A 19,655-nucleotide genomic window follows, 5' to 3' on the forward strand; every position below is an offset into this window, starting at 1 on the left:
TGGGCGAGGAGGGTGCCGCCGAGGAAGGCGAGGGCGGGCCATCCGGCGATGCCGAGGCGGAGCAGGCCGGGCGGGTCGGCCAGGTCGAGGAATCCGGCGGTGGCGATGTTCGCGCCGAGGGAGGCGAACAGGGCAATCAGGAACCAGGACCAGGCCAGCCGAGACGGACCGTCGTTGCGGAGTCGTCGCCAGGCGGCGACCAGGAGGAGGTCGACACTGACCGGGTAGGCCCAGGCCTTCCACCCGTTCTGCCCGGCAGCGGCGGCGAGGTCGTGGAGGTGGGCGAAGGACAGGGCTCCGGCGATGACGGCCTGGACCAGGACCGCGTCGACGCGCAGAGCGGGGCGGTTGGGCCTGGTCATGATTGCCCCCGCGGGGGACGCCCCAGGCAGCGAGCCACCACCGCGCAGTCAGCGGAGGAGTATGCGGTGCGGACCCCGGAGATCGACAGTCCGGCCGCCGACGCGAGCGAGGCCAGCGTGTAGGGCCGAGGACCGGTGAACTCCCGCGCGTAGGCGAGGTGGGCGCGGATACGCCGGTCGATCTGCTCTCGCTGCTCGCGCAGGGCGGCCAGTTGGCGAAGGAAGTCGTCCGGGGTGAGATCGTCCAGGCCGGTCAGCGACTCTGACATCTTCACCGCCCCTCTCCGGGGTAGTCGGGGCCCTTGTTCGGGTCGTAGCCGGGCGGGAAGGTGCCGGGCGGCGGCTCGGGCAGCGAGACGGCCAGCGAGGGGCTGATGGCGTTGACGAAGTCGAGGTCGGCGCCGGTGGTGTCGGCGTAGAGGGCGAGTTGGCCCAGCAGGAGCACGGTGCGGGCGAAGTCCTCGCAGTCGGGGCACATGACGGGCTGTCTCCCTTCATCAGGCATGGCTGGGATAGGGACCTGGCGCGAAGACGGTCACGCCGACCGGAAAACAGGGGGAAGATCAGGCCGTGGCCGGGGCTGTCTTGGACAGCGGGACCGGAGCCTGGGCGGTGCCGGGCAGGACGGGCCGGAAGGGTGCCAGCTCGGGCAGCTCCGGGGTGCGGTCGGCGTGGCGGTTGCAGGTGTTCACGGCCTGCCGCAGCGAGGTGTGCGGGGCACGGATGCGGTGCCATCCCCCGGTCGAGTCACCGGCGATGGCGACCCCCTGCATCTCGGCGGGGATCTGGATGGCGGCCAGGACGGCGTCCGGGGAGATGTCGCCGAAGGCCATGTTCGCTGAGGTTTCGTCGTTGACGCGGTGGGCGGTGCGGCCGGTGAGCTGGGCGCGGAGCATGGTGATGCCCTTGCCGAGTTCGGAGCCGAAGCGCTGCCCGCAGATCTCCAGGTAGATGCCGGCGGCCCGGCCGAGCTGGGCAAGGCGGACCAGGGCGGTGACGATGCGGTCGCGCCGCTTCTCCTCCTCCTTGCTCGCGAACAGGGCCAGCTCTGCCACCTCATCCACCAGGACCACGACCGGAGTCGGCCGCAGGTGGTCGGGCAGGTCCCAGATGCCGGCGGCGATCTCCGCATCCGGCACATCGGCGGTGATGCGCTGCTCGGCACGGATGACCTGGTAGACGCCTTCCATGCGCGTCACGAGGGCGTCGAGGAGTTCGGCGGCGGTGTCGGGGTTGTCGGCCAGTGCGGAGAACCGACGGGCCAGCGGGAACAGCTCCACACCCTGCTTGCAGTCGATGCCGACCAGGGCCACGTCCAGCGGGGCGAGCCCGGCGACGAGGTTGCGCTGATAGACGGACTTGCCCGACTCGGTGGCGCCCAGGGTGAGGGCGTGGGGTATCGCCCGGTAATCCCGGTAGTGGACAGAACCGTCCTCCCGCAGCGCAACCGGGACCCGCATCGAACCGGTGTCGGTCCTGGCGGGCATCTGCACCCGCTTGAGCACGTCGTAGCCGGTCATCCGCACCTCGACCACGCCGGAGCGCAGCTCGCGTGAGGTGACGCCGTACATGGCGAAGGAGTGGCGGAGCCGGTCGGATGCGGCGGCCACGTCGAAGGCGTCCTGGCCGGGGCGGAGCTTCAGCCGCAGGACCAGGCCGGTCCGGGTCGGCCGCAGCCGCAGGATGCGCGGCGGGCGGGATTCCGGCGCGGGCCGGTTGGTGGCCCGGGCTAAGGCCAGGCGCCAGCGGGAGGGCGGGACCGTGAGGCCGCAGGCGTCCATGACCGTGGCGTAGCGGACCAGGACCCGCAGGCTGGCGAGGGTGACGCCGAAGGTGAGCCAGTACCAGGCGGGGCGCCGCCACCGCAGGAGACCCGCAGCGGCGACGACCAGCACCAGCGCGACCGTGAAGCCGGTCATGATCAGGCCGCCTTCGCGGAGGTGTCGACCAGCGAGGTGACCGCGACCGCGCGGAAGGCGATCCCGTGCCGCTTCTGGCCGTTGAACTCGTTCTCCCACGGCCGGGCGATCAGACCGGTCAGCGCGACCGGGGTGCCCATGGCCAGCTCACCGGAGATGCCCGGCTCGGGGACGGTGATGGACAGGATCTCGACCTCGTCGTTCGCCGAGAACATCACGTCCACGGTCATCAGCTTCGCGCCGGTCTCGGCGTCCGTGGCGATCTCACCGGTACGGCGGTCCTTGACCTTGGGCTGCGGGGTCTTGGCGACCATCACGGTCGCACCGGAGGTCTCGACGGGGATCTGACGCATGATGGGGTTTCCCTTCAGAGGGTCGGGGGCGGCGTACTTGCTTGGCGGTGGGTCGCCGCTCCTGAACTGAGGTTGGGCTCAGGCAGATGCCTACGCGATTACGCTCCCAACTGGTGCGCACCAGTAGGTTGCATCTGGTGCGCACCAGTTGTCAACGGGGTGTCGCCGACTGGCTTCCTCAACTCGCTGTCCTGCGACTCTTCTAGGGAAGCGCGCCACTCAACGCCTCGGTAGGCAACAGAAGTTCACGACCGCACAGTTAGGGGTTGTGTTAACCCCTCCCGACCTGCGCCGATGTGAGGCATGCTGGTGTTACGGCTCAGAAATCGCATGCAGGGTGGTGCAGGTGACCAGCGGACTCCGGATGGTGCGGAACGCGCGTGAGTGGTCGCAGGAGCGACTTGTTCGCGAGATCGAGCGGTATGCGCGTCAGCACAAGCTTGCGGTCGCGTCGACGGCGAGTCTGCGCGTCTACGTCTCAGAGTGGGAGAACGGGAAGCGGCCGATCAGCGAGCGCTACGCCAAGATCCTCCGAGTTTTGCTCGGCGTCACAGACGATGAGCTGTACGGGCGTCACGTCGTACCAACCGGCACAGCCCAGGCCGACGGATACGACGAGCTCATGAACCGCATTGACGCCGCTCGGAGCGTCAGCCTGACCATGGTCAAGACGTTCATGGACCAGACGGAGCTGCTGCGGACGGTCGACCGCCAGATGGGAGCTGCAAGTCTCATCGACCAGATGACCGGTCACCTGGCGACGCTGGAAGATGCGCTGACTTTCGCCGTGCTTCCGGAAACGCGCCGCCCAGTTGCCCGCGCGTTAGCCGGCGCGGCAACGCTCGCAGCTTGGCAGGCCCTCGACGTTGGCGCCGTGGAGCGAGCCTGGAGGCACTACGAGCTAGGCAAGCGAGCAGCCAAGGAGGCCGACGAGCCCATGTACTTGGCGCACGCTACAGCCGAGCAGGCGTACGTGCTTTGCGAGGCCGGTCGGCCCGCGGTAGCTCTCGAACTCGTGCGGAATGCGCGGCGCATCGGCAGTCAGGTGATGTCACCGCGCCTGCACGCCTGGCTATATGCGGCTGAGGCGGAAATCTGCGCCGAAGCGGGGTTGCCGGATGACTGCCGCCGCGCGCTGGACGACGCAGCTCGGTTGCTTCCGCCGGGTGGGGAAGCCCGAGACCCCGACATGTTGAGCATCTTCCTCAACGAAGGCCACCTTGTTCGCTGGCGCGGTCACTCCCTCGCGCTACTTGGCGACGACGAAGCAACCGAAAGCCTGTACGCAGGGCTGGAGGCGTCCGATCCGACGTTCATCCGGGCCTCGGCCGGACTCCGCTGTGATCTCGCGCAGGCTCACCTGGCGCGTGGCGAGTACGACCAAGCCCACGAGCACCTGCAACAGGCACGGCTGATAGCAAGCCGAACCGGGTCCGTACGCTACCGCCGCCGCATCGAGCGGCTCACGCAGCGGCTGTAGGCGACGCGGCTCCAGTCGCACGTGAGGCGAGGACGTGAAGGAGCGCTACAAGCGTTCCAGAGCCCATGAGTTCGCCGCGCTCCATAAGCCTCGGGATGTCTGCAAGCGGCACCCAAGCCACGTGGCCGGCCTCTTCAACGTCGGAAGGCTCACCCACGAGCTTCGCCCCGCGCCCCACGAAGATCTCGTGAGGCGAGTCGACCATGCCGACCATGGGCTGATAGGTCACCACGTGTTCCAGCGAGTCTGGCCGCCAACCGGTCTCTTCTTCCACCTCGCGCAGAGCAGCCTCAGCAGCGTTTTCGCCCTCATCCACGATGCCGCCCGGGAGCTCCCAGCCGAACGACTCCGGGACGAAGCGATAGCGCCAGAGCATGAGTACACGATCTTGATCGTCTACAACGGCGGCGACTGCAACGTGGTGCAGCCGGACCACGTGATGCTCGAACCTCTCGACCCCAGGCGGCTCCACGTCGACAAGACTCAGCTTCACCCAGCGGTTGTCATAGATCGTCCGCTCACCGTGGATCTGCCACGGCTCCAAGTCCACCGGCGCCTGAGTGGTCACAGAGCGATCAGGCACACGGTAGGAACTTCGGCCGTGCACCTCGATGACACGTTCGTTCACGAGCTTCGCCAGCACCTGTCGGAGAGCCGTCCGGCCGATGCTCAGCTCTTCGGAGAGAGTGCGCTCAGAGGGGAGCTTGGCCCCGGGTAGGTACTTGCCTGACGAGATCCACTCACGAATCGTGCGGTAGACCCGCTCCGACTTCGGTCCCATCCGATGAGCACGCTCCCTCTAGCTTGCATCCGTTAGCGCACCAGCCTAGCCGTGTAGCTACATCGTGAGTACCGCCCTGTTGACGATCATCCATGCTGCGCGGTGGAAGTTTCTCTACATCATCAAGGCCCGCGCACGGCGCGGGCGCGCGCCGCCTCTGCGGCGCGGCCTGCCTCCTGTCTTCGCCCCGGCTGGCCGCGCCCGGCGGCGCGCTGGCGACTGCGGGGCATAGATGGAGGAAACCCTCTGTGGCTGGGGCGGTCGGCTCCACGGCTTTAGGCAGCCGCTTTGGCGCGAGCCTCGAAGATCATGGCCCAAGATCGGGCACTAACGGGCAGGCTCACAAACCTGCCCGATCCGCGGGCCAGCGTAATGGGCCATGATCACTCGCGCCAAAGCAGCTCCAGCCCAAAGCCGTTCCACCGCCCGCTAACTTCTCGTGTACGGTCCAGCCATGGCATGGGAGGCGCTAACCTAAGGTCTCAAGTCGCGCCGCCAGAAGGGGAACCATGTGCCGCTGCCTCAACTACCTCTAGCCGAGGCCGAGTTGCCAGGGGTATTCAAGTCGGCTGACGACATCTCTAAGCAGTCGCAAAAAGAATATCTACGCTGGACTCGCGGGCGACTCCAGTTGGCCGTCTTGGCAGCTGTCGCCGGAATTTTCGCAGCCAGTAGTAGGGATGGAACCTGGCCCGCCAAGATATTCACGGGCATGGCTCTAGTCTCTTTTATCGTTGCCCTGTCGCTTGAGGTGCATCTCTTGCGAGATAGGCCGGAAGATCGTTGGTATCACGGAAGAGCACTAGCCGAGTCTGTCAAGACTCTTGCTTGGCGATATATGGCGATAGCCGACCCTTTCCCAGCCACCTTGCCATCCGACAGAGCCGAAGAGGTTTTGCTAGCTCGGATTCAGGATCTTTTCAGAGAGTCTTCTCCGAGCCTACCGGGGCTATCCGCCGGCATAACCCAGGTCACGCCGAGGATGCGCCAAATCAGGGAGTCCGAGCTATCGTACCGCAAAGCGGCATACCTAGAATTGCGCGTATCAGATCAGCAGTCATGGTACGAGAGCAAGGCTAAAGAGAACGAGAAGAATTCGCAGCGCTGGCGATTGACTCTAATCTCATTTGAAATCCTTGGAGTCGTTGCGACTGTCGCAACGCTTCTGAACCTCTCTCCGGTCGATGCAGAAGGCGCCATCGCCGCAGCGATCGCCGCTGGAGGTGCCTGGTTGGAGGTTAAGCAATACGACAACCTGTCTTCGGCGTACTCGCTGACCTCAGCCGAGCTCAGCTTTGTTCGAGCGACGGGGGAAAGCATCTCAGACCAAGATAAATGGTCAGACTACGTGATTTCTGCCGAGCAAGCTATCAGTCGCGAGCACACCATGTGGCTGGCTCGCAGAGTGGGACTCAGGGCCGCAAGGAGTAATGGATGAATCTCGGATACCAAAACATGGTCGCCCAAGCTCGCCTGACCGATATATCTCGGCAGCTTGAATTCAAGGCAGACTCACCAGTTCGCCATAAGTGTTTTCTCAGTTATCACGCAGTGGACGCGGAAGAGGTACTCGCGTTCGTCGAATCATTCGGCAGCTATTTCATTCCACGAGCCATTGGAGTCTCAGAAGATGATCCAGTGATCGAAAGCGAAGATAATGATTACATCATGGATCGAATCAGAAGCAAATACCTTGCTAACTCGACTGTGACGATAGTTATGGTCGGAAAGTGCACTTGGGCTAGGAAGTTCGTGGATTGGGAGATCTACAGTTCTCTACGTAAGGACAAGGTGAATCGCCTGAACGGGCTGATGGCGATTCAGTTGCCTTCAGGTAAGCGCACTGGAGGCGCTCTTCCGGCCAGGGCAAATGACAATGTAATCAGGCAGGACGGAAAAGACATCGGGTATGCGCGGTACTATACGTACCCGAGCAGTGGCTCAACACTGCAAAGCTGGATACAGGACGCTTTTGATGGCCGACAAACTAGGGATCGGCTCATCCGCAACAGCCGTGCCCGGAAGAAGATCAATTCCTACTGTCCGTGACTTGTGCGGACCATGCGCAGCCCAAGGGGGCTCGTGCATCCCACGGGCCCCCTTCGCGCTAGACCCGGATTCAGGACGCCGTAGACAAGCCGGCGTCCTCGCTACACGACCGGTCGCACCGTTTTGAGAGCGTCTATCAACCGCCCTACAGCAGCGTCAAAGTCGGCTCCACTATGAGTCGCTTTCCGGAAGTCACCAACCACTCGGCGGTTCACCCTCTCGGCTAGTACTGGATGTACTTCCTTCCAGCCATCCACTACGTAATCATCCAACATGATTGGCAAAAGATACGTCGCTCCGCCATCCCGCGACTCTCGATCAAGAGTCTCCTGAATTTCATGCAGAACGCCAGGGCGATTCAGTGATGCCTCAGAGCAAACTAGAATGACCCTGTCGTGCTCGGCAAGCCGACGGTATATTTCGTTGTCGATACGTTCGCCAAGGGTGGCCGACTCCGGGAAGAAAAAGACCACTACCCCGTGATCTCTAAGAGTCTCATAGAGCTTCCTCGCAAACGCTTCGTCAGGTCCGCCATAGCTAATGAACGTGCTTTGCATAAGTCTCCTTATTAGAGAATCGCCCAGGGCGCGAGCGCAATCGATCATGTACTCCGCAAAAAGAGAAGGGACGCCGCATTCGCTCATGAATCGCTTAAGCCGGGGGTGCTTGTAGGACTTCATTACTGTGCGAGCGTCGATATTAGATGGGCCGCCGTGCTCTATCCTTTCAGCGTCGCATAGAACACGTACGTCCGTATCGGCAAGATTCGTGCTGCCCAAATGAATTTCTTCGCACAGAGCATCATCCAGTACCGCATCTGTTATTCTGGCATTTCCAAGGAGGGCATGCCTTAAGTCTGCTCCGGTAAGGTCGGCACGGTTTAGCGCCGCGCCTGTTAGATCCGCACGAAACATGATCGCCCTTACGAAAGAGGCGCCAATCAAATCCGTAGCGTTGAAGGCAGTGCGGCTGAAATTTGCTTGCTCCAAATCGGCAGCCTTGAATTGCGTGTGAGTCAGATGCGCATCCGAAAAATTAGCACCCTTTAGAGAAGCACCAAAGAAGGATGCGCCGCCCAGGTCCACTCGCGAGAAGTCAGCATCAGTTAGCCTAATATTTTTGAAGTCCCGACGACCCTGCCTGTAGGCCTCGATAACTTCTTCTGCTGATCTGAACACTGGTTTCTTGCCCATATTCCCTCCCAGACTCACCCTTCGAGATGCACATCCTGATTACGGCCATCGACGGAAGCAAGTAGCGGCTCGCCGTGCGGCCTTGGTTCGTGAATGCCGTCGACTTGGGCTCCCTAAAGCGTACCCGGGTGCACAGCTGGCGCATTAGATAAGTGTCCAAGTACGTAGCAACTTCCACGCACTGTGGCGGACAGGAACGGACCGTCGTGTCACTCGCTGGTACGGGCTCTGCCGACCGCGCCCATGCGTTGCTACCGTGCGCCCCCGTCGCGCCGCTCCCCTGGTGCCGGCGTGGCTGGATCATCGGCGCGCATGAAATCATTCGGGAAGTACTGGGGTTGGTTTGTCTTCGCGGTGCTGGTCGCGGGCTGGTTGACCTTCGACTTCGGGCCGGTCGTGCTCCTGGTCCTGTCCGGAGTCAGCGCCTTCTACTTCTTCTTCAACGTGCCCGTCTGGTGCGGGGCCGAGGGACGTGGCGGCACATGCCGCAACAACAGTCACGGAGTTCTCATGGGCTGCCACCTTCGCCAGCACAAGTGGCAGAAGCTCAAGATGCTCTTCTGGAGTGCTCGATGGGCACGGCTCAGGCAAGAGCTGTTCCAGAACGCGACCACCACACTGGCGAGCCTCGGTGGCATCCTCGCTGTGACGTCAGGCGTGGCGTCCACCTTGCAGCCGCTGTTCGGCGGAGGTTGGTAGCGGGGCTCGCTGACATCCACGCCTGACATCAACGACAGTGGACAGCAGCGGTCGGGCGCGTTCCTCGACGGAACATGTCCCGTTGGTCAGACGGCCATGGAGACGCCTCGGATCGAACTCCTAATGCGGTGCTCACGCACGAACGCCCTCCGCACCGCCTCGGGGCCGTGGAAGGGCGCTCAACGAAATCCGTGCCAGCCATCCGTGCAACGTAGCCGATTTTTACGACACCGCTTCCTTGCGGGTTCCCGGCCAGCCGCCAGCACCTCGGGGCCGTCTGTGGGCGTGCGAAAACGCTCGACACCCACCCACAACGACAGAAGCCCACGGCATCTGAGCAAGTCAGAGCCGTGGGCTTCATCAGTCCCGCTGGTCGGCGAGACCCTTGATCAGTAGACCGGTTACTGATCCCAGTGGCCAGCACTTGCCACGCCCATTGAGACCCCGCCTAACTTGCTTATCGACGACGTCACTGCCCTCTTCTGGCGCTGACGGATGCGGCACCTTACTCAGATTCAAATTCTGCCTGGAGCTTAAGAGTGTTCGCGTTTTCGGTAAGGATGCGCGCCTTGTCGTCGGGGAAGCCCTCCGGCCGCTTCGCCTGGATCTCTACAGTGATCTCCACTTCGGAGCCGACGAGGTCGAGGTGCGGCAGGATCTCGATGGCGTACTTGCTGGCGTTTTTGCTGTACTGCTCCGGGGTGAGCACTGCTCGGGCGTAGAAGCGGGTGTTGCGGATAACGAGCTGTCGGGTCTGCTTCTCGCCGGTCTGAGCCGGGATGTGCACTCCGAGTCCCGAGGTAGTCTCGGCCGCCGCGGTGTCTGTGGGTGCGTCCCCGTCCTCGCTGGTCCTCTGGGCTGGTACGGCAGCAGTGGCCTTGTCTGCCTGCCGTTGCTGGATGGCAATGTTCGGCCGGACCAGGAGTGTGGAGTCGGTGATCTGCCCGAAGCGAGCGTCGCCGTCGGGAAGCACCAGGCCCTCGTAGCGGGAGGTGGCCTGGTCGTAGCCAACGGCCAGGGCAAAGCCTTCCGATTCCCAGCCGATCATGTGCAGGACGTCCTCGACGCCCCGGTCGAGGACCGAGCGGTCCCGCAACCGGTTCATGTATGGGTAGCGCGTGTGCAGCTCCCACAGTTGGCCGACGCTGATGTGGCCATCGCGTTCCCACAGGGATGCGAGCGGGCCGGTCAGCTTCTGGTGCAGCAGCGCCGGGGCCTGCTGCAGCCACAGCAGGGCCTCGCGCTTGAGCCGCTCCGCGGTGCGCACAGCCAGATCCGGCTTGCCGGTCTCGACTTTGATGGCCTCCCACTGCACGGGACGCGCCCCGTCCTCACGCTGCTCGGGCACGATCGCCCAGTGGTAGGTCTCGGCGACACGTAGGTGGACCTTCTCGTCCGCCGCCTTGATGCGACTCTCGGCCTGGCGGCGCTGGCTGGGGTTGAGGTCCAGTTCGTCGGCGCGGCCGAGGACCTTGCGCCAGCCGAGATACTCGCGCGCGGCCTCCATCAGCTCATCCAGCCGCTTCTTGTCCGGGGCAAGGAAGATCAGCATGTTCCGGTGCGAGCGCTGCGACGGCCCGCGGGAGCCGAGGGCCTCGGCGGAGAAGAGCATCGCCGGGCTGTCGTCCTTGTTCTTCGTGTGGTGGTGCTGCGGGTGCAGCAGGACGAGGCGCACCTCGTCGGTGTCGGGGATATCGCCGGTGTGCTGCGGGGCCACGTGCACCCCGGAGAAGTCGCCGGCGCGGCGCTGATTGGACCCAAGGCGGCGGACCAGTTCGGCCCAGACGTCCTCAGGGCGCTCGACCAGCCGGTCCGCCTCGTCCTTGGCTATCCGGGTAACGCTTGCCTGGGTGTCGTACCAGTAACGCTCCCCCTCCGAGTACAGGTAGGTGGACCGGTCGGCCAGGGTGTTCAGAGCGGTGCGGAAGTTGCCCATGCTGTCGCCGGGCATGGCCATCCCCAGGCGCACGTGCGGCTCGTCCAGGCCCTTGGTTGCGGCCTTCAGCGTGGCAGCCGAGCCCATGAACAGCGTGCGGGCGATGCGCCGGGTCATGGCACGCTCCCCCAGGAAGGTCTTCTCCTGGTCGACCTGGACCGGGGTAGAGTTCACGCCGTCCACGTCGGCGTCGAGGATGGGCTTCCACCGGTCCTCAAGGTAATGAGTCAGCTCTCCGACCACGCGCTGGTCGTTAAGAGGGATGTCACCCGGCATGATCATCGCGCTCTGGTTGCCGTCCCGCCACAGTGCGTGGATGACGGCGCTCATCAGCCGCAGCACGCCGCGGGTGCGCTGGAAGCGCTCGAGGGTGGACCAGTCCTCGTACAGCCGGGCGAACAGCTCGGGGTGGATCGGGTAGGTGGATTTGATGCGGTTCTCGTACTCGGTGCTGTCCGTCCCCGAGGGAAAGTCCGCCTTGTGCCCGGCGTAGAACTGGGTGAACAGCCGCGCCACCTTGTTGATGTCGGCCTGCGCGCTGCCACTCGGCGACTCAAACAGGCGGCGGCGCACGATCTCGAAGGACTCGTCGGCTTTCGCCGGCCGCCACGGCTCGGCTATGCGATGCAGGATGCGCTGCAGTCGCTCCAGCGCGTGTCGTCCGGCCGGACCACCGATCTCGTTCTCATCCGCATCGATGGTGCCGTCATCGGAAGCAGGAATGGAGACGATCAGCTGAGCCCCCGAGACGGCCTGCACAGCCTCGGTGAGGGTCTGAGCGAAGGTGAAGTGGGTCTCGAACGATCCCCCGGGCAGGTGCTCGGCGTCCAAGAGCTGCCGGGCGTAGGCGACCCACTCGTCGACGAGGATCAAGCACGGGGCGTACGCGGCTATCACATCCTGCAGGGCCGCGCCCGGGCTGGTGCCGGTACGGTCGGCCTCGGCCACGATGTCGTACCCGGTACGACCGCCGAGCTGCCAGGCCAGCTCACCCCACAGGGTGTTGACTCGGGTGCCGTCGGCCTTGACCTCCGGCTGCCCCGGGCTGAAATGCGTGCCGACCAGGACTACCCGGCGCACCGACTGCTTCGGCAGACCCGAGGGAGCCTCAGCGATCAGCTCGTGCATCTCCTGCGGCAGCTGCTGCGGCTGAAGCCCTGGGGCGAACAGGTGGTACAGGGCCAACATCGAGTGGGTCTTGCCGCCACCGAAGTTGGTCTGGAGGTTGAACGTCGGTGGGGCATTGTCATCGCCGGATATACGACGCAGCGACTTGCCGAGCAGCTCCCGCAAGCCCTCGGTCAGATAGGTGCGCTGGAAGAACTCCACCGGGTCGGTGTACTCGAGGGCACCCTCCCCCTGAGCGACCTGAGCGAGGTTGGCAGCGAACTCGGAGGCGTTGAAATCCCCCCGGGCTACATCCTGATGCGGGGTGAGGACCGCACGCCAGGGCTTGAGACCCTCCGCCGCCACGGCCGGGGCGGCGGCGGCCTCGCGGGTGGCGCGCTTGGTCTCCGCCTCGATCACGGCCCGCTGATGCTCCAGCCGGGAGCGGCGCACCTGCTCGATGAGGTCCTTACCGGCGCCGACCGCGGTCAGCAACCGCTCTGCGGTGTCCAGAGCACGGCCGGTGTCGTCGGAGTTGAAGGGCTCGTTGTGCGCCCACTTGTTGCGGATGTCGTTCAACTCGCCGACGTAGTTGCGGGCGGCCGGCGGCAGGACGTGGCGGAAGTAGGAAGCCCAGTTCCGCAGCATGGTCTGCAGCAAGAACTGCGGATCCTGCTTGGAGGTCAGACTGAAGCCGCCCTCCCGGGCCGCCGCAACAGCGTCATCGAACCAGGTCTCGCCCTGCCTCCGGGCCATCTCCCGCTCGACGAGCGGAAGCAGCCCGTCGGGCAGCAGCTCGATCATCCGGCCGATCCGGTCGCGGTTGCTCAGTGCCATCGTGTTCGCCGTCCTGCCTATTCTGTCCGCCGCACCCGGTACCCCACTGGGCGTGGTGTCGTCGTCCTGCACGTGCCCCTCCCCCTGCCTCGCCTTGCGGCGACCGTCAGAACAACTGGTCTTCGTCCTCGTCGCCGCTGCCGAAGGACAGCTCCGACTGGGAAGCCGTGGCGCCGCGCTGCTTCTCCGCTGCACGCGCCGCCATCTGGAGATCGGGCCAGGAACTGACAAGGTTGTTAAACCATCGACCGCTCTCCGACCAGCCCTTGCGCTCGCAGATGCTGTAGAGCAGGTAGGCGAGCTCCTTAACCGCGTCGTTGTCGATCCTGGTGCGGGCCCGGGCGAGCAGCTCCCCGGCCGCATCAATACCGGAACCGGCGCCCTTGCCCTCAAGCACGCCCAACAGGTGCATAGCAATTGTCCAGACCGAGATGCGGTGGTCCGTCTCGGCGTCATAGGACGCACGGAGTGCCTCAGGTTTGAGGAGCTCGGTCTTGCTGGCGCGGGCCTTGACCACGCCCGCGTCCTCCAAACCGGACAAGGAGGTATTGAGCGCGTTGGCAAGCAACTCGGCCTCACCGAACGGCGCTTGCTCCCACTGGTGCTGCTCAAACCACTTGATGCACCAGCGAGTGTCAGTGTCGAAATCGCCCTCCTGCTCGGACAGCACTTCTCCGAGCACCTCGTTGATCATCGACAAGGCGGCACGCACCCGCATTGGGGTACCGTCTGGCTCGGTCACCTTCGCATAGCGGGAGAAGATCGCCATGCCTGGGCCGATCGCCGCCTGAGCAAGGTCCACAGCCGGAATAGAGCTCGCCCGGAGGGGCTTGAGCGCTTCAGGCAGCTCCCGACGCAACGCAGAGAGGAAGCTGCGGCGATCAGTCGATCCCGCGTTCTCCATGCGGGGACGGCAGATCATCACGATGTATGACGCAAGGGCATTTGCGCCCTGGCCGACCTGGCGCGTGCTATTCGTTGCGTGCAGCGGCCATGTTCCGACCACGCTGATCCCAGCACCGACCATTGCTTCCAAAAGCGCGTCCCAGGCAGAGGAAGACAGCTCACCATCCTTGGTCTCCTCTTGGCGGTGTGCGTAGATCACCACGATGGGTAGGTCCGAGCGAGACGCCCGCTTCAAGGAGGAGAAGACCTCGACGAACCCATCAATGAAGTACTGACGTGCCTTCTCTGGGCCGCCGTGCCGGTAAGGGTTAGCGATAAGCTCTTCGGTCTTCGGAGTGGCCATGGTGCCGAACAAGTCAGGGTGTATTCGACCAGCGGCTCGCCGCAGCCATACGTAAAAGTAGTCACTCAGGTCGGCGTAGTTAATCTGGGCGAAGTACGGGGGGTCAGTGGCAATGAGGGCACTGCCAGGTGGGAGGAGAGCACCGGCCTTGCGAGCGTCAGCCTGAACTGCACGACCGGCCCTGACTTCACGCGGCAGCGCCTTAAATCCACCGATGATGCTACTGATCTGCGCTTTCCAACTGCCGACCGAGCCTCCGAACGGGTTAGTCTCAGCGAAGTCCCAAAGCATGGGTATCGCTTGGCGGCCAAACGCGGGCTCAGCCTTTGACGGTCCGCTTCTCACCCTCCACCGGCTCTGCGAAGAGTTGGACTGGGCCATCTTGCTAACACATATGGTCAGCACTGACGCGATCGCCAGGGCCTGTTCGGCATCGCCACCGTCTTGGGTGACCCATTCCGGCACCTCTGCTACCGCGTCAGCAAAGGCACCCAGCATGTGGAGTTGCCGGGCAGTGTACAGGTCTGCATGGCGACGTAGGCCATACAGTGGGGTGTTGAAATTCCTCTTATTTTCTACGGCGAGTTCAATATCTGGCGCGTCCCCCGGGGCCGTTATTTTCCAATTCTCGACAGGTAGACTGGTCGCCGGGATGAACCGGCGCCAACCATTACCGTCTACCGCCAAGGCCATTAGCTGTAGGCCTATCTCCGCCTTTGCTCCACACTGCTGCAAGTACTTTTCGGAAAATTCTGTCCCACAAGCAGGGCAAGCAAATTTCCCTCCCCGCCCAGATCGTTTGGTCGCCTCTGGTACATCATTCGCCGCCCCGGTACCGATCTCGAACCGCACGCCCCTGCCATCAACCAGAGGTCGTAGCCACGCCTCGCGTCCTTGCTGCTTGCTCAGCCATGGCGAGCTGTACAGAGGAACCGGTATGCCACAAGCAGGGTTTGGACACGGAACGGTCCGAGCCCAGAGCCAGGCGACGATGTCGCCGCCCTCCATCGTTTCGTACAGATCACCGACCTGCTTCCTGACCTTCTGCTCCACCAGGCGTGCGTAGTGCTGGATGTCGGCGAGAAGCCCGGCCATCGGGTCGTCGGCGACGCCCACGATTCCACCGTCGGGTCCGGAGACCGCGGGCTTGCCAAGCACGGCAGGTATGAGCTGGGTCTCCACGCGTGTGACCAGAGCGGGGACCGGGTTCAGGTCGCTGGCGAGGGTGGGGAAGCCGAGCCGTTGAGCTTCTACCAGGGTCGAGCCGCCGCCGCAGAACGGGTCGAGAACAGTGGGCAGTTCCTGTTCCTGCTCGTTCAGGACCGCCCGTGCCTTCTTGAGGGCCTCTGCGGAGGGTGCGGTGCCGTCGGCGGGCACCAGGTCTTCGATGATCCGCAGTAGTTCGGCGCGCTTCTCGGCGTCCTCCGGGTCGTCCACGGTGGCCGCGAACAGCAAGGCGCGCCACGCTGGGGTGGGCATCGGCGCGAACCATTTGTGAATGTTCTTAATGGTGCCGACCTTGCGGTCTTTGTCAGCCTTGCTGGCCTTGCTCATGGCCTCCAGGGGCAGGGCGACCTCGATGAGCTTCCGCCGACGCGGTGTCACGTTGCTCTCGTTCACGGCGCTCACAGCGGAGCTCCTCCCTTGGTCCAGGCGTCCTGCCAGTTCAGGACGATGCCTTCGGTCTTCAGATCGCCGAACTCGGTGTCGGCGAAGGCGTCGATCAGGTAGCGCAGGTCATCGTGCTCGGGCCCGTCGGGGTGGACGGCCACGAGTGCGAGCCGATGCTGGTCGCCGCGGTTCTTGGCGACCAGCACCTCGTTGCGGCTCACATAGAAGTCCTGGGCACCGGCCCGGCGCCCCTTGACCTCGATGTGGATGAGGTGACCGTTCGGCGTGAGTGAGCGAATGTCGTAGCCGGGGTTGTTGTGTGCCATCTCCTCGGGGATGCGCCCGAGTTCTTTCTCGGCCCGGAGCACTGCGGCGATGGCCCGCCGGTCGGTCTCGTAGCCGTCGCTTGCCCGCATCGGCGCCGGTCCGGTCGCACCCAGGGCCTCGGCGAGCCAGCCCACCGGTACCACCAGGGCGCAGCCAGCCACGACGGGGGGCCGGGGGTGGAGAGAGGCGTCCTTGTCCAGCTCCTCCAGGCGCTTGGCGCGCCTGTGCTCCAGCTCTTCGGCCCAGTTTCGGGCCTTGTCCGGCTTGTGGCGCACGCGTTTGCCGGCAGCGAGATCCTGTTGGAGTTTTCCGGCTTGCGCGTGCCAGTAGTTGATTTCGTGTTTCAGGCGCTGTTCGACCTGGGCCCGTGTGCGGGTGACAGCTGGCAGGAGGCGGTCGCGCGCCTGGCGCAGGTGTTCAGGCAGCGCTTCGCGGATGGCCCAGTCCAAGGCGGGGGCTTCGCCGCCGTCGTGAAGCCAGGACTGCTCGAGCAGAGCCCGGGCGGCCTGGGCCTCGGCCGGTGTCGCAGGGCGGTAGTCCAGGTATGGGGCGGGGCCGGCGTTCCTGGCAGTGCCATCGGGCAGCAGTTCGGTGAAGGCAAAGGCCCGGTCGGCGGTGCGACCGTGCCCGTCGGTGATCTCCTGCGAGAGGGCCACGAGCAGCCGTGGCTGCTCACCCGCGTCGGTGGCGTCGATGAATATCGCACCGCGGCTGAGCAGGTCGGCGTGCTGTGCGATGACCTGGTCGAGGACAACATCGAAGAGCGGGTGGCCGGGAGCGATCAGGTCGGCGCGGGGCTTGCCGGGGGCACTGATGCGGTCGCGGTCGAAACAGACTCGTTCGTACTTGCGCTGCACGGCGCCGCCGAGGCCGGTGAACCGGGCAGGATCGCGCAGGGGGGCCGGCACGTGGGTGATCTCGAACCGACCGGCCTCTCGAGGCATCAGGCGGCCCCCGGCGCGTTCGAAGGCGTCCCGGAAAAACGCCTGCACGTAATGCGGGTGCAGGCGACGGGCCTGGGCCTCTTCCATCCGCAGGCGGATAGCGTCGACGTCCTCGAGGCCCATGACCTGAGCGTCGAGCGCCAAGCCCTGGATCAAGTCGACGGCGCGCTGCCCGACCCGGGCGTCGATGACCTCATCGAGCTGGGCCTTGACCTCGGGCCGGTCGCCGTAGCGGATGGCGCGCACGAGCAGCTCGCGCAGCGGCTGCCCGTCGAAGATCTCGCCGAGGACGTTATAGACCTTGCCGTCGTAAGCCTTGTTCTGCTGCTCGATCTTGTCCAGCAGGCGCTGGAAGACCTGGCCCTCCCGTGTGTTGTCGGCGACCAGGTTCCACAGGTGGCAGACCTCTGTCTGGCCGATGCGGTGGATACGGCCGAAGCGCTGCTCGATGCGGTTGGGGTTCCACGGCAGGTCGTAGTTGACCATGAGGTGGGCGCGCTGCAGGTTCAACCCCTCGCCAGCCGCGTCGGTAGCAAGGAGCACTCGCACGTCAGGGTCTTGGTTGAACTGGTCGCGGATTGCGCGCCGCTGCTCGCGGGGGGTGCCGCCGTGGATAGCCACCACCGCGTCGGCGCGGCCGATCAGGGCACGGACCCTGCGGGCCAGGTACTCCAGGGTGTCGCGGTGTTCGGTGAAAACGATGAGCTTGCGCGGGCGGCCGTCGGCGTCACGCAGGTGAGGGTTGTCCTGGAGTAGCCCGGACAACTCCCGCCATTTACGGTCCTCGCCCAGGGCCAGCACGCTGGCGGCGGCCTGTTCCAGCTCCCGCAGTTGCCCGATCTCCTGCCCCAACTCGGCGACGGTGAGCGAGGCCGAGGCGGAGTCGACGACCTGTTCCTCTGCCTCTTCCAGTTCCGCGCCGGTCAGGTCCTCGAGCTCGGCGTCCCAGTTCTGGCCGTCCTCGCCCCCGCTCAGGGTCCTCAGCGCGGTGTCCTGGTAAGGCGGGACGGGGGCGCCACTCGCGTCCGGTGCGGCGGTGTGCCGGGGGGCGAGCAGCTCGGCGCGCTTGGCTTCCAGCCGCCGGCGGCGGCGTTCCAGGGATTTGGCGATGGCCTCGGGGCTGGAAGCCAGGCGGCGCTGGAGCACGGTCAGGGCGAAGCCGACCTGGTTGCCACGGCGGCCGTCGAGCCGTTCGGCGCGATTCATCTCCTCCCGCACGTAGCGGGTGACCTGCTCATACAGCTCCTGCTCGGCTGACGACAGTTGGTAGGGGACGGTGTAGGCGCGGCGCTCGGGGAAGAGCTTTTTGCCGTCGAAGGTGAGCAGTTCCTCCTTGACCATGCGGCGCATCAGGCCCGAAGCGTCGTGCTGGTGCACGCCATCCCGGTACTTGCCGGCGAAGCGGTCTCCGTCCAGCAGAGCCATGAATAGCTGGAAGTCTTCTTCCTTGCCCGCATGGGGGGTGGCGGTCATCAGCAACAGGTGCCTGGTGACCCGGCCAAGAAGACGGCCAAGCTCGTAGCGTTTGGTGGTTTTCAGCTCGGCACCGAAGTAGTGAGCGCTCATGCGGTGAGCCTCATCCACGACCACTAGGTCCCAGCTGGACTCGGCCAGGCGGCTCTGCAGGTCCTCGGAGCGGGCAAGGGCGTCCATACGGGCGATCAGCCTGGGATGCTTGTCGAAGACGTTGGCATCCACGGTGGCCTCTACCAGCTGCTTTGACAGCAGCGTGAAGTCCAGGCCGAACTTTTCTTGCAACTCGTCTTGCCACTGCTCAACCAGGCCGCCGGGCGCAACGATCAGGCAGCGCTCCAGGTCTCCGCGTAGGGCGAGTTCCTTAACGTACAGGCCCGCCATGATCGTTTTTCCTGCGCCGGGGTCGTCGGCCAGCAGGAACCGCAGCGGCGTACGCGGTAGCAACTCGTTGTAAACCGCTTGAATCTGATGGGGAAGCGGGTCCAGCAGGCTCGTGGAGACCGCGAGCATCGCATCTCCGCGGGCAGCCATACGTATGCGCAGAGCCTCGGCAGCCAAACGAAACAACTCAGCGTCAGCGTCGAACCCTCGATCGCGCGCCCCGGGCTCGCCGATGGTGAGCTCGCTCTCCCCCTCGCCATAGAGGATCCGCTCATCCACCGAGCCGTCCGCACGACGGTAGGTGAGCCGGACAGCGGTCCCCCCGAACATCTCTACCGCCACTATCGTGACATCCGACCCCGGAACCACGCCACCGACCACCATGCCCGGAGCAAGGTCCCCCAACTGCAAACGCATGCCCCCCATCTGTCGCCCTCCCCAAGCCACAGCACTTCACCTGCAGGACCTCTGACGTACCGTCAGGTGATCCCATCATCAGCGTAGGCCCTTTGCGCCTCGAGGTCACTCCCCGATCGCCGCAACTCCACTGGGATCACTCGGCACTTTGCGTCGTCTGGGCCCCCATCCGACCGGCAGCGGAACGCTGCGCGCAGCAAAGATCCCTTGGCCCCCTCCGCCGCCACGCAGAAGAGCCCGACGAAGACACACGCTATCTGCACAGTACACACACATTCGATACTTGTGCTACAGCTGTGATCTTGCCTCGCGGGCAAAATGCCAGGCCAGACGTCTCCGAGCCGTTTCCCCTGTCAACCTTGGGCTACCCCCGCATCTGCATCCAAGGGAGCCCTGCGGGCCGGAGGCCGTACACCAGCGGACTAAAACTCGTCGGCGGCCATGGACCACCTGTGGACTCGGCCGAGCCTTTCTACAGGGCACAGGGCATTGACCAGCAACAATGCCGGACTCCCAAACGGCCTCCGGAGCCGT

At 64.7% G+C, this 19,655-nt stretch carries 14 protein-coding genes; 4 read left to right on the forward strand and 10 right to left on the reverse strand.

Going from position 1 to position 19,655, the window contains the following annotated elements:
- The 5 genes from BZY54_RS35245 to BZY54_RS35265 form a co-directional block, all read right to left on the reverse strand.
- The coding region (locus BZY54_RS35245; RefSeq protein WP_143668183.1) for a DUF2637 domain-containing protein at positions 1-362 on the reverse strand (362 nt) is incomplete at its 3' end.
- A complete protein-coding gene (locus BZY54_RS35250; RefSeq protein WP_143668184.1) occupies positions 359-631 on the reverse strand; it encodes a hypothetical protein in 273 nt (90 codons plus the stop codon). The genes BZY54_RS35245 and BZY54_RS35250, both read right to left, overlap by 4 nt.
- A gap of 2 nt (positions 632-633) precedes the next feature.
- Positions 634-840: a hypothetical protein gene (locus BZY54_RS35255; RefSeq protein ID WP_086729393.1), complete on the reverse strand. Its 207-nt coding sequence runs from the start codon at positions 838-840 to the stop codon at positions 634-636.
- 85 nt (positions 841-925) lie between these two features.
- Positions 926-2,281 carry an FtsK/SpoIIIE domain-containing protein gene (locus tag BZY54_RS35260; RefSeq protein ID WP_086729394.1) on the reverse strand — a complete coding sequence of 452 codons (1,356 nt, stop codon included), beginning with the start codon at positions 2,279-2,281 and terminating at the stop codon, positions 926-928.
- Positions 2,282-2,283: 2 nt separating this feature from the next.
- Positions 2,284-2,634, reverse strand: coding sequence for an SCO3933 family regulatory protein (locus BZY54_RS35265; protein WP_086729395.1), 351 nt, complete (start codon positions 2,632-2,634; stop codon positions 2,284-2,286).
- A gap of 346 nt (positions 2,635-2,980) precedes the next feature.
- Here BZY54_RS35265 and BZY54_RS35270 point away from each other — a divergent pair, with 346 nt between their 5' ends.
- A complete protein-coding gene (locus BZY54_RS35270) occupies positions 2,981-4,114 on the forward strand; it encodes a helix-turn-helix domain-containing protein (RefSeq protein WP_086729396.1) in 1,134 nt (377 codons plus the stop codon).
- Here BZY54_RS35270 and BZY54_RS35275 read toward each other — a convergent pair.
- Complete coding sequence (locus BZY54_RS35275; RefSeq protein ID WP_086729397.1) at positions 4,098-4,895, reverse strand: NUDIX domain-containing protein; 798 nt, start codon at positions 4,893-4,895, stop codon at positions 4,098-4,100. The two genes, BZY54_RS35270 and BZY54_RS35275, sit on opposite strands and share 17 nt — an antisense overlap.
- Positions 4,896-5,406: 511 nt before the next feature.
- Here BZY54_RS35275 and BZY54_RS35280 point away from each other — a divergent pair.
- Complete coding sequence (locus BZY54_RS35280) at positions 5,407-6,333, forward strand: DUF4231 domain-containing protein (RefSeq protein ID WP_086729398.1); 927 nt, start codon at positions 5,407-5,409, stop codon at positions 6,331-6,333.
- The gene (locus BZY54_RS35285; RefSeq protein ID WP_244217493.1) at positions 6,330-6,944 is read left to right on the forward strand and encodes a TIR domain-containing protein; all 615 of its coding nucleotides are present in this window, start codon (positions 6,330-6,332) and stop codon (positions 6,942-6,944) included. The genes BZY54_RS35280 and BZY54_RS35285 overlap by 4 nt, the downstream gene beginning before the upstream one ends.
- 101 nt (positions 6,945-7,045) lie before the next feature.
- Here the strand turns inward: BZY54_RS35285 and BZY54_RS35290 are convergent, their stop codons facing one another.
- Positions 7,046-8,137 carry a toll/interleukin-1 receptor domain-containing protein gene (locus BZY54_RS35290; protein ID WP_086729399.1) on the reverse strand — a complete coding sequence of 364 codons (1,092 nt, stop codon included), beginning with the start codon at positions 8,135-8,137 and terminating at the stop codon, positions 7,046-7,048.
- 312 nt (positions 8,138-8,449) lie between these two features.
- Between BZY54_RS35290 and BZY54_RS35295 the strand changes: the two genes are divergently transcribed.
- Positions 8,450-8,836: a hypothetical protein gene (locus BZY54_RS35295; protein ID WP_086729400.1), complete on the forward strand. Its 387-nt coding sequence runs from the start codon at positions 8,450-8,452 to the stop codon at positions 8,834-8,836.
- Positions 8,837-9,341: 505 nt separating this feature from the next.
- Here the strand turns inward: BZY54_RS35295 and BZY54_RS35300 are convergent.
- From BZY54_RS35300 to BZY54_RS35310, 3 genes are read right to left on the reverse strand one after another with little or no spacing between them, the layout of a single operon-like run.
- Positions 9,342-12,788: a DUF499 domain-containing protein gene (locus tag BZY54_RS35300; RefSeq protein ID WP_208640870.1), complete on the reverse strand. Its 3,447-nt coding sequence runs from the start codon at positions 12,786-12,788 to the stop codon at positions 9,342-9,344.
- A gap of 34 nt (positions 12,789-12,822) precedes the next feature.
- Positions 12,823-15,594 (reverse strand): DUF1156 domain-containing protein, encoded by a 2,772-nt coding sequence (locus tag BZY54_RS35305; RefSeq protein ID WP_086729402.1) that lies wholly within the window; start codon positions 15,592-15,594, stop codon positions 12,823-12,825.
- Entirely contained in the window at positions 15,591-19,121 is a 3,531-nt protein-coding gene (locus tag BZY54_RS35310) for a helicase-related protein (RefSeq protein ID WP_208640871.1), read from the reverse strand. Before BZY54_RS35310 ends, BZY54_RS35305 begins: the two co-directional genes overlap by 4 nt.
- Between the last annotated feature and the right edge of the window lie 534 nt (positions 19,122-19,655).

The organism is Streptomyces carpinensis (genome assembly GCF_002154505.1).
Classification (GTDB): domain Bacteria; phylum Actinomycetota; class Actinomycetes; order Streptomycetales; family Streptomycetaceae; genus Streptomyces; species Streptomyces carpinensis.

Excerpts from the sequence above, each read along its gene's own strand:
- BZY54_RS35250 (WP_143668184.1), bottom strand. The coding sequence starts at position 631 with ATGTCAGAGTCGCTGACCGGCCTGGACGATCTCACCCCGGACGACTTC.
- BZY54_RS35255 (WP_086729393.1), bottom strand. The coding sequence starts at position 840 with ATGTGCCCCGACTGCGAGGACTTCGCCCGCACCGTGCTCCTGCTGGGC.
- BZY54_RS35260 (WP_086729394.1), bottom strand. The coding sequence starts at position 2,281 with ATGACCGGCTTCACGGTCGCGCTGGTGCTGGTCGTCGCCGCTGCGGGT.
- BZY54_RS35265 (WP_086729395.1), bottom strand. The coding sequence starts at position 2,634 with ATGCGTCAGATCCCCGTCGAGACCTCCGGTGCGACCGTGATGGTCGCC.
- BZY54_RS35275 (WP_086729397.1), bottom strand. The coding sequence starts at position 4,895 with ATGGGACCGAAGTCGGAGCGGGTCTACCGCACGATTCGTGAGTGGATC.
- BZY54_RS35285 (WP_244217493.1), top strand. The coding sequence starts at position 6,330 with ATGAATCTCGGATACCAAAACATGGTCGCCCAAGCTCGCCTGACCGAT.
- BZY54_RS35290 (WP_086729399.1), bottom strand. The coding sequence starts at position 8,137 with ATGGGCAAGAAACCAGTGTTCAGATCAGCAGAAGAAGTTATCGAGGCC.
- BZY54_RS35295 (WP_086729400.1), top strand. The coding sequence starts at position 8,450 with ATGAAATCATTCGGGAAGTACTGGGGTTGGTTTGTCTTCGCGGTGCTG.
- BZY54_RS35310 (WP_208640871.1), bottom strand. The coding sequence starts at position 19,121 with ATGCGTTTGCAGTTGGGGGACCTTGCTCCGGGCATGGTGGTCGGTGGC.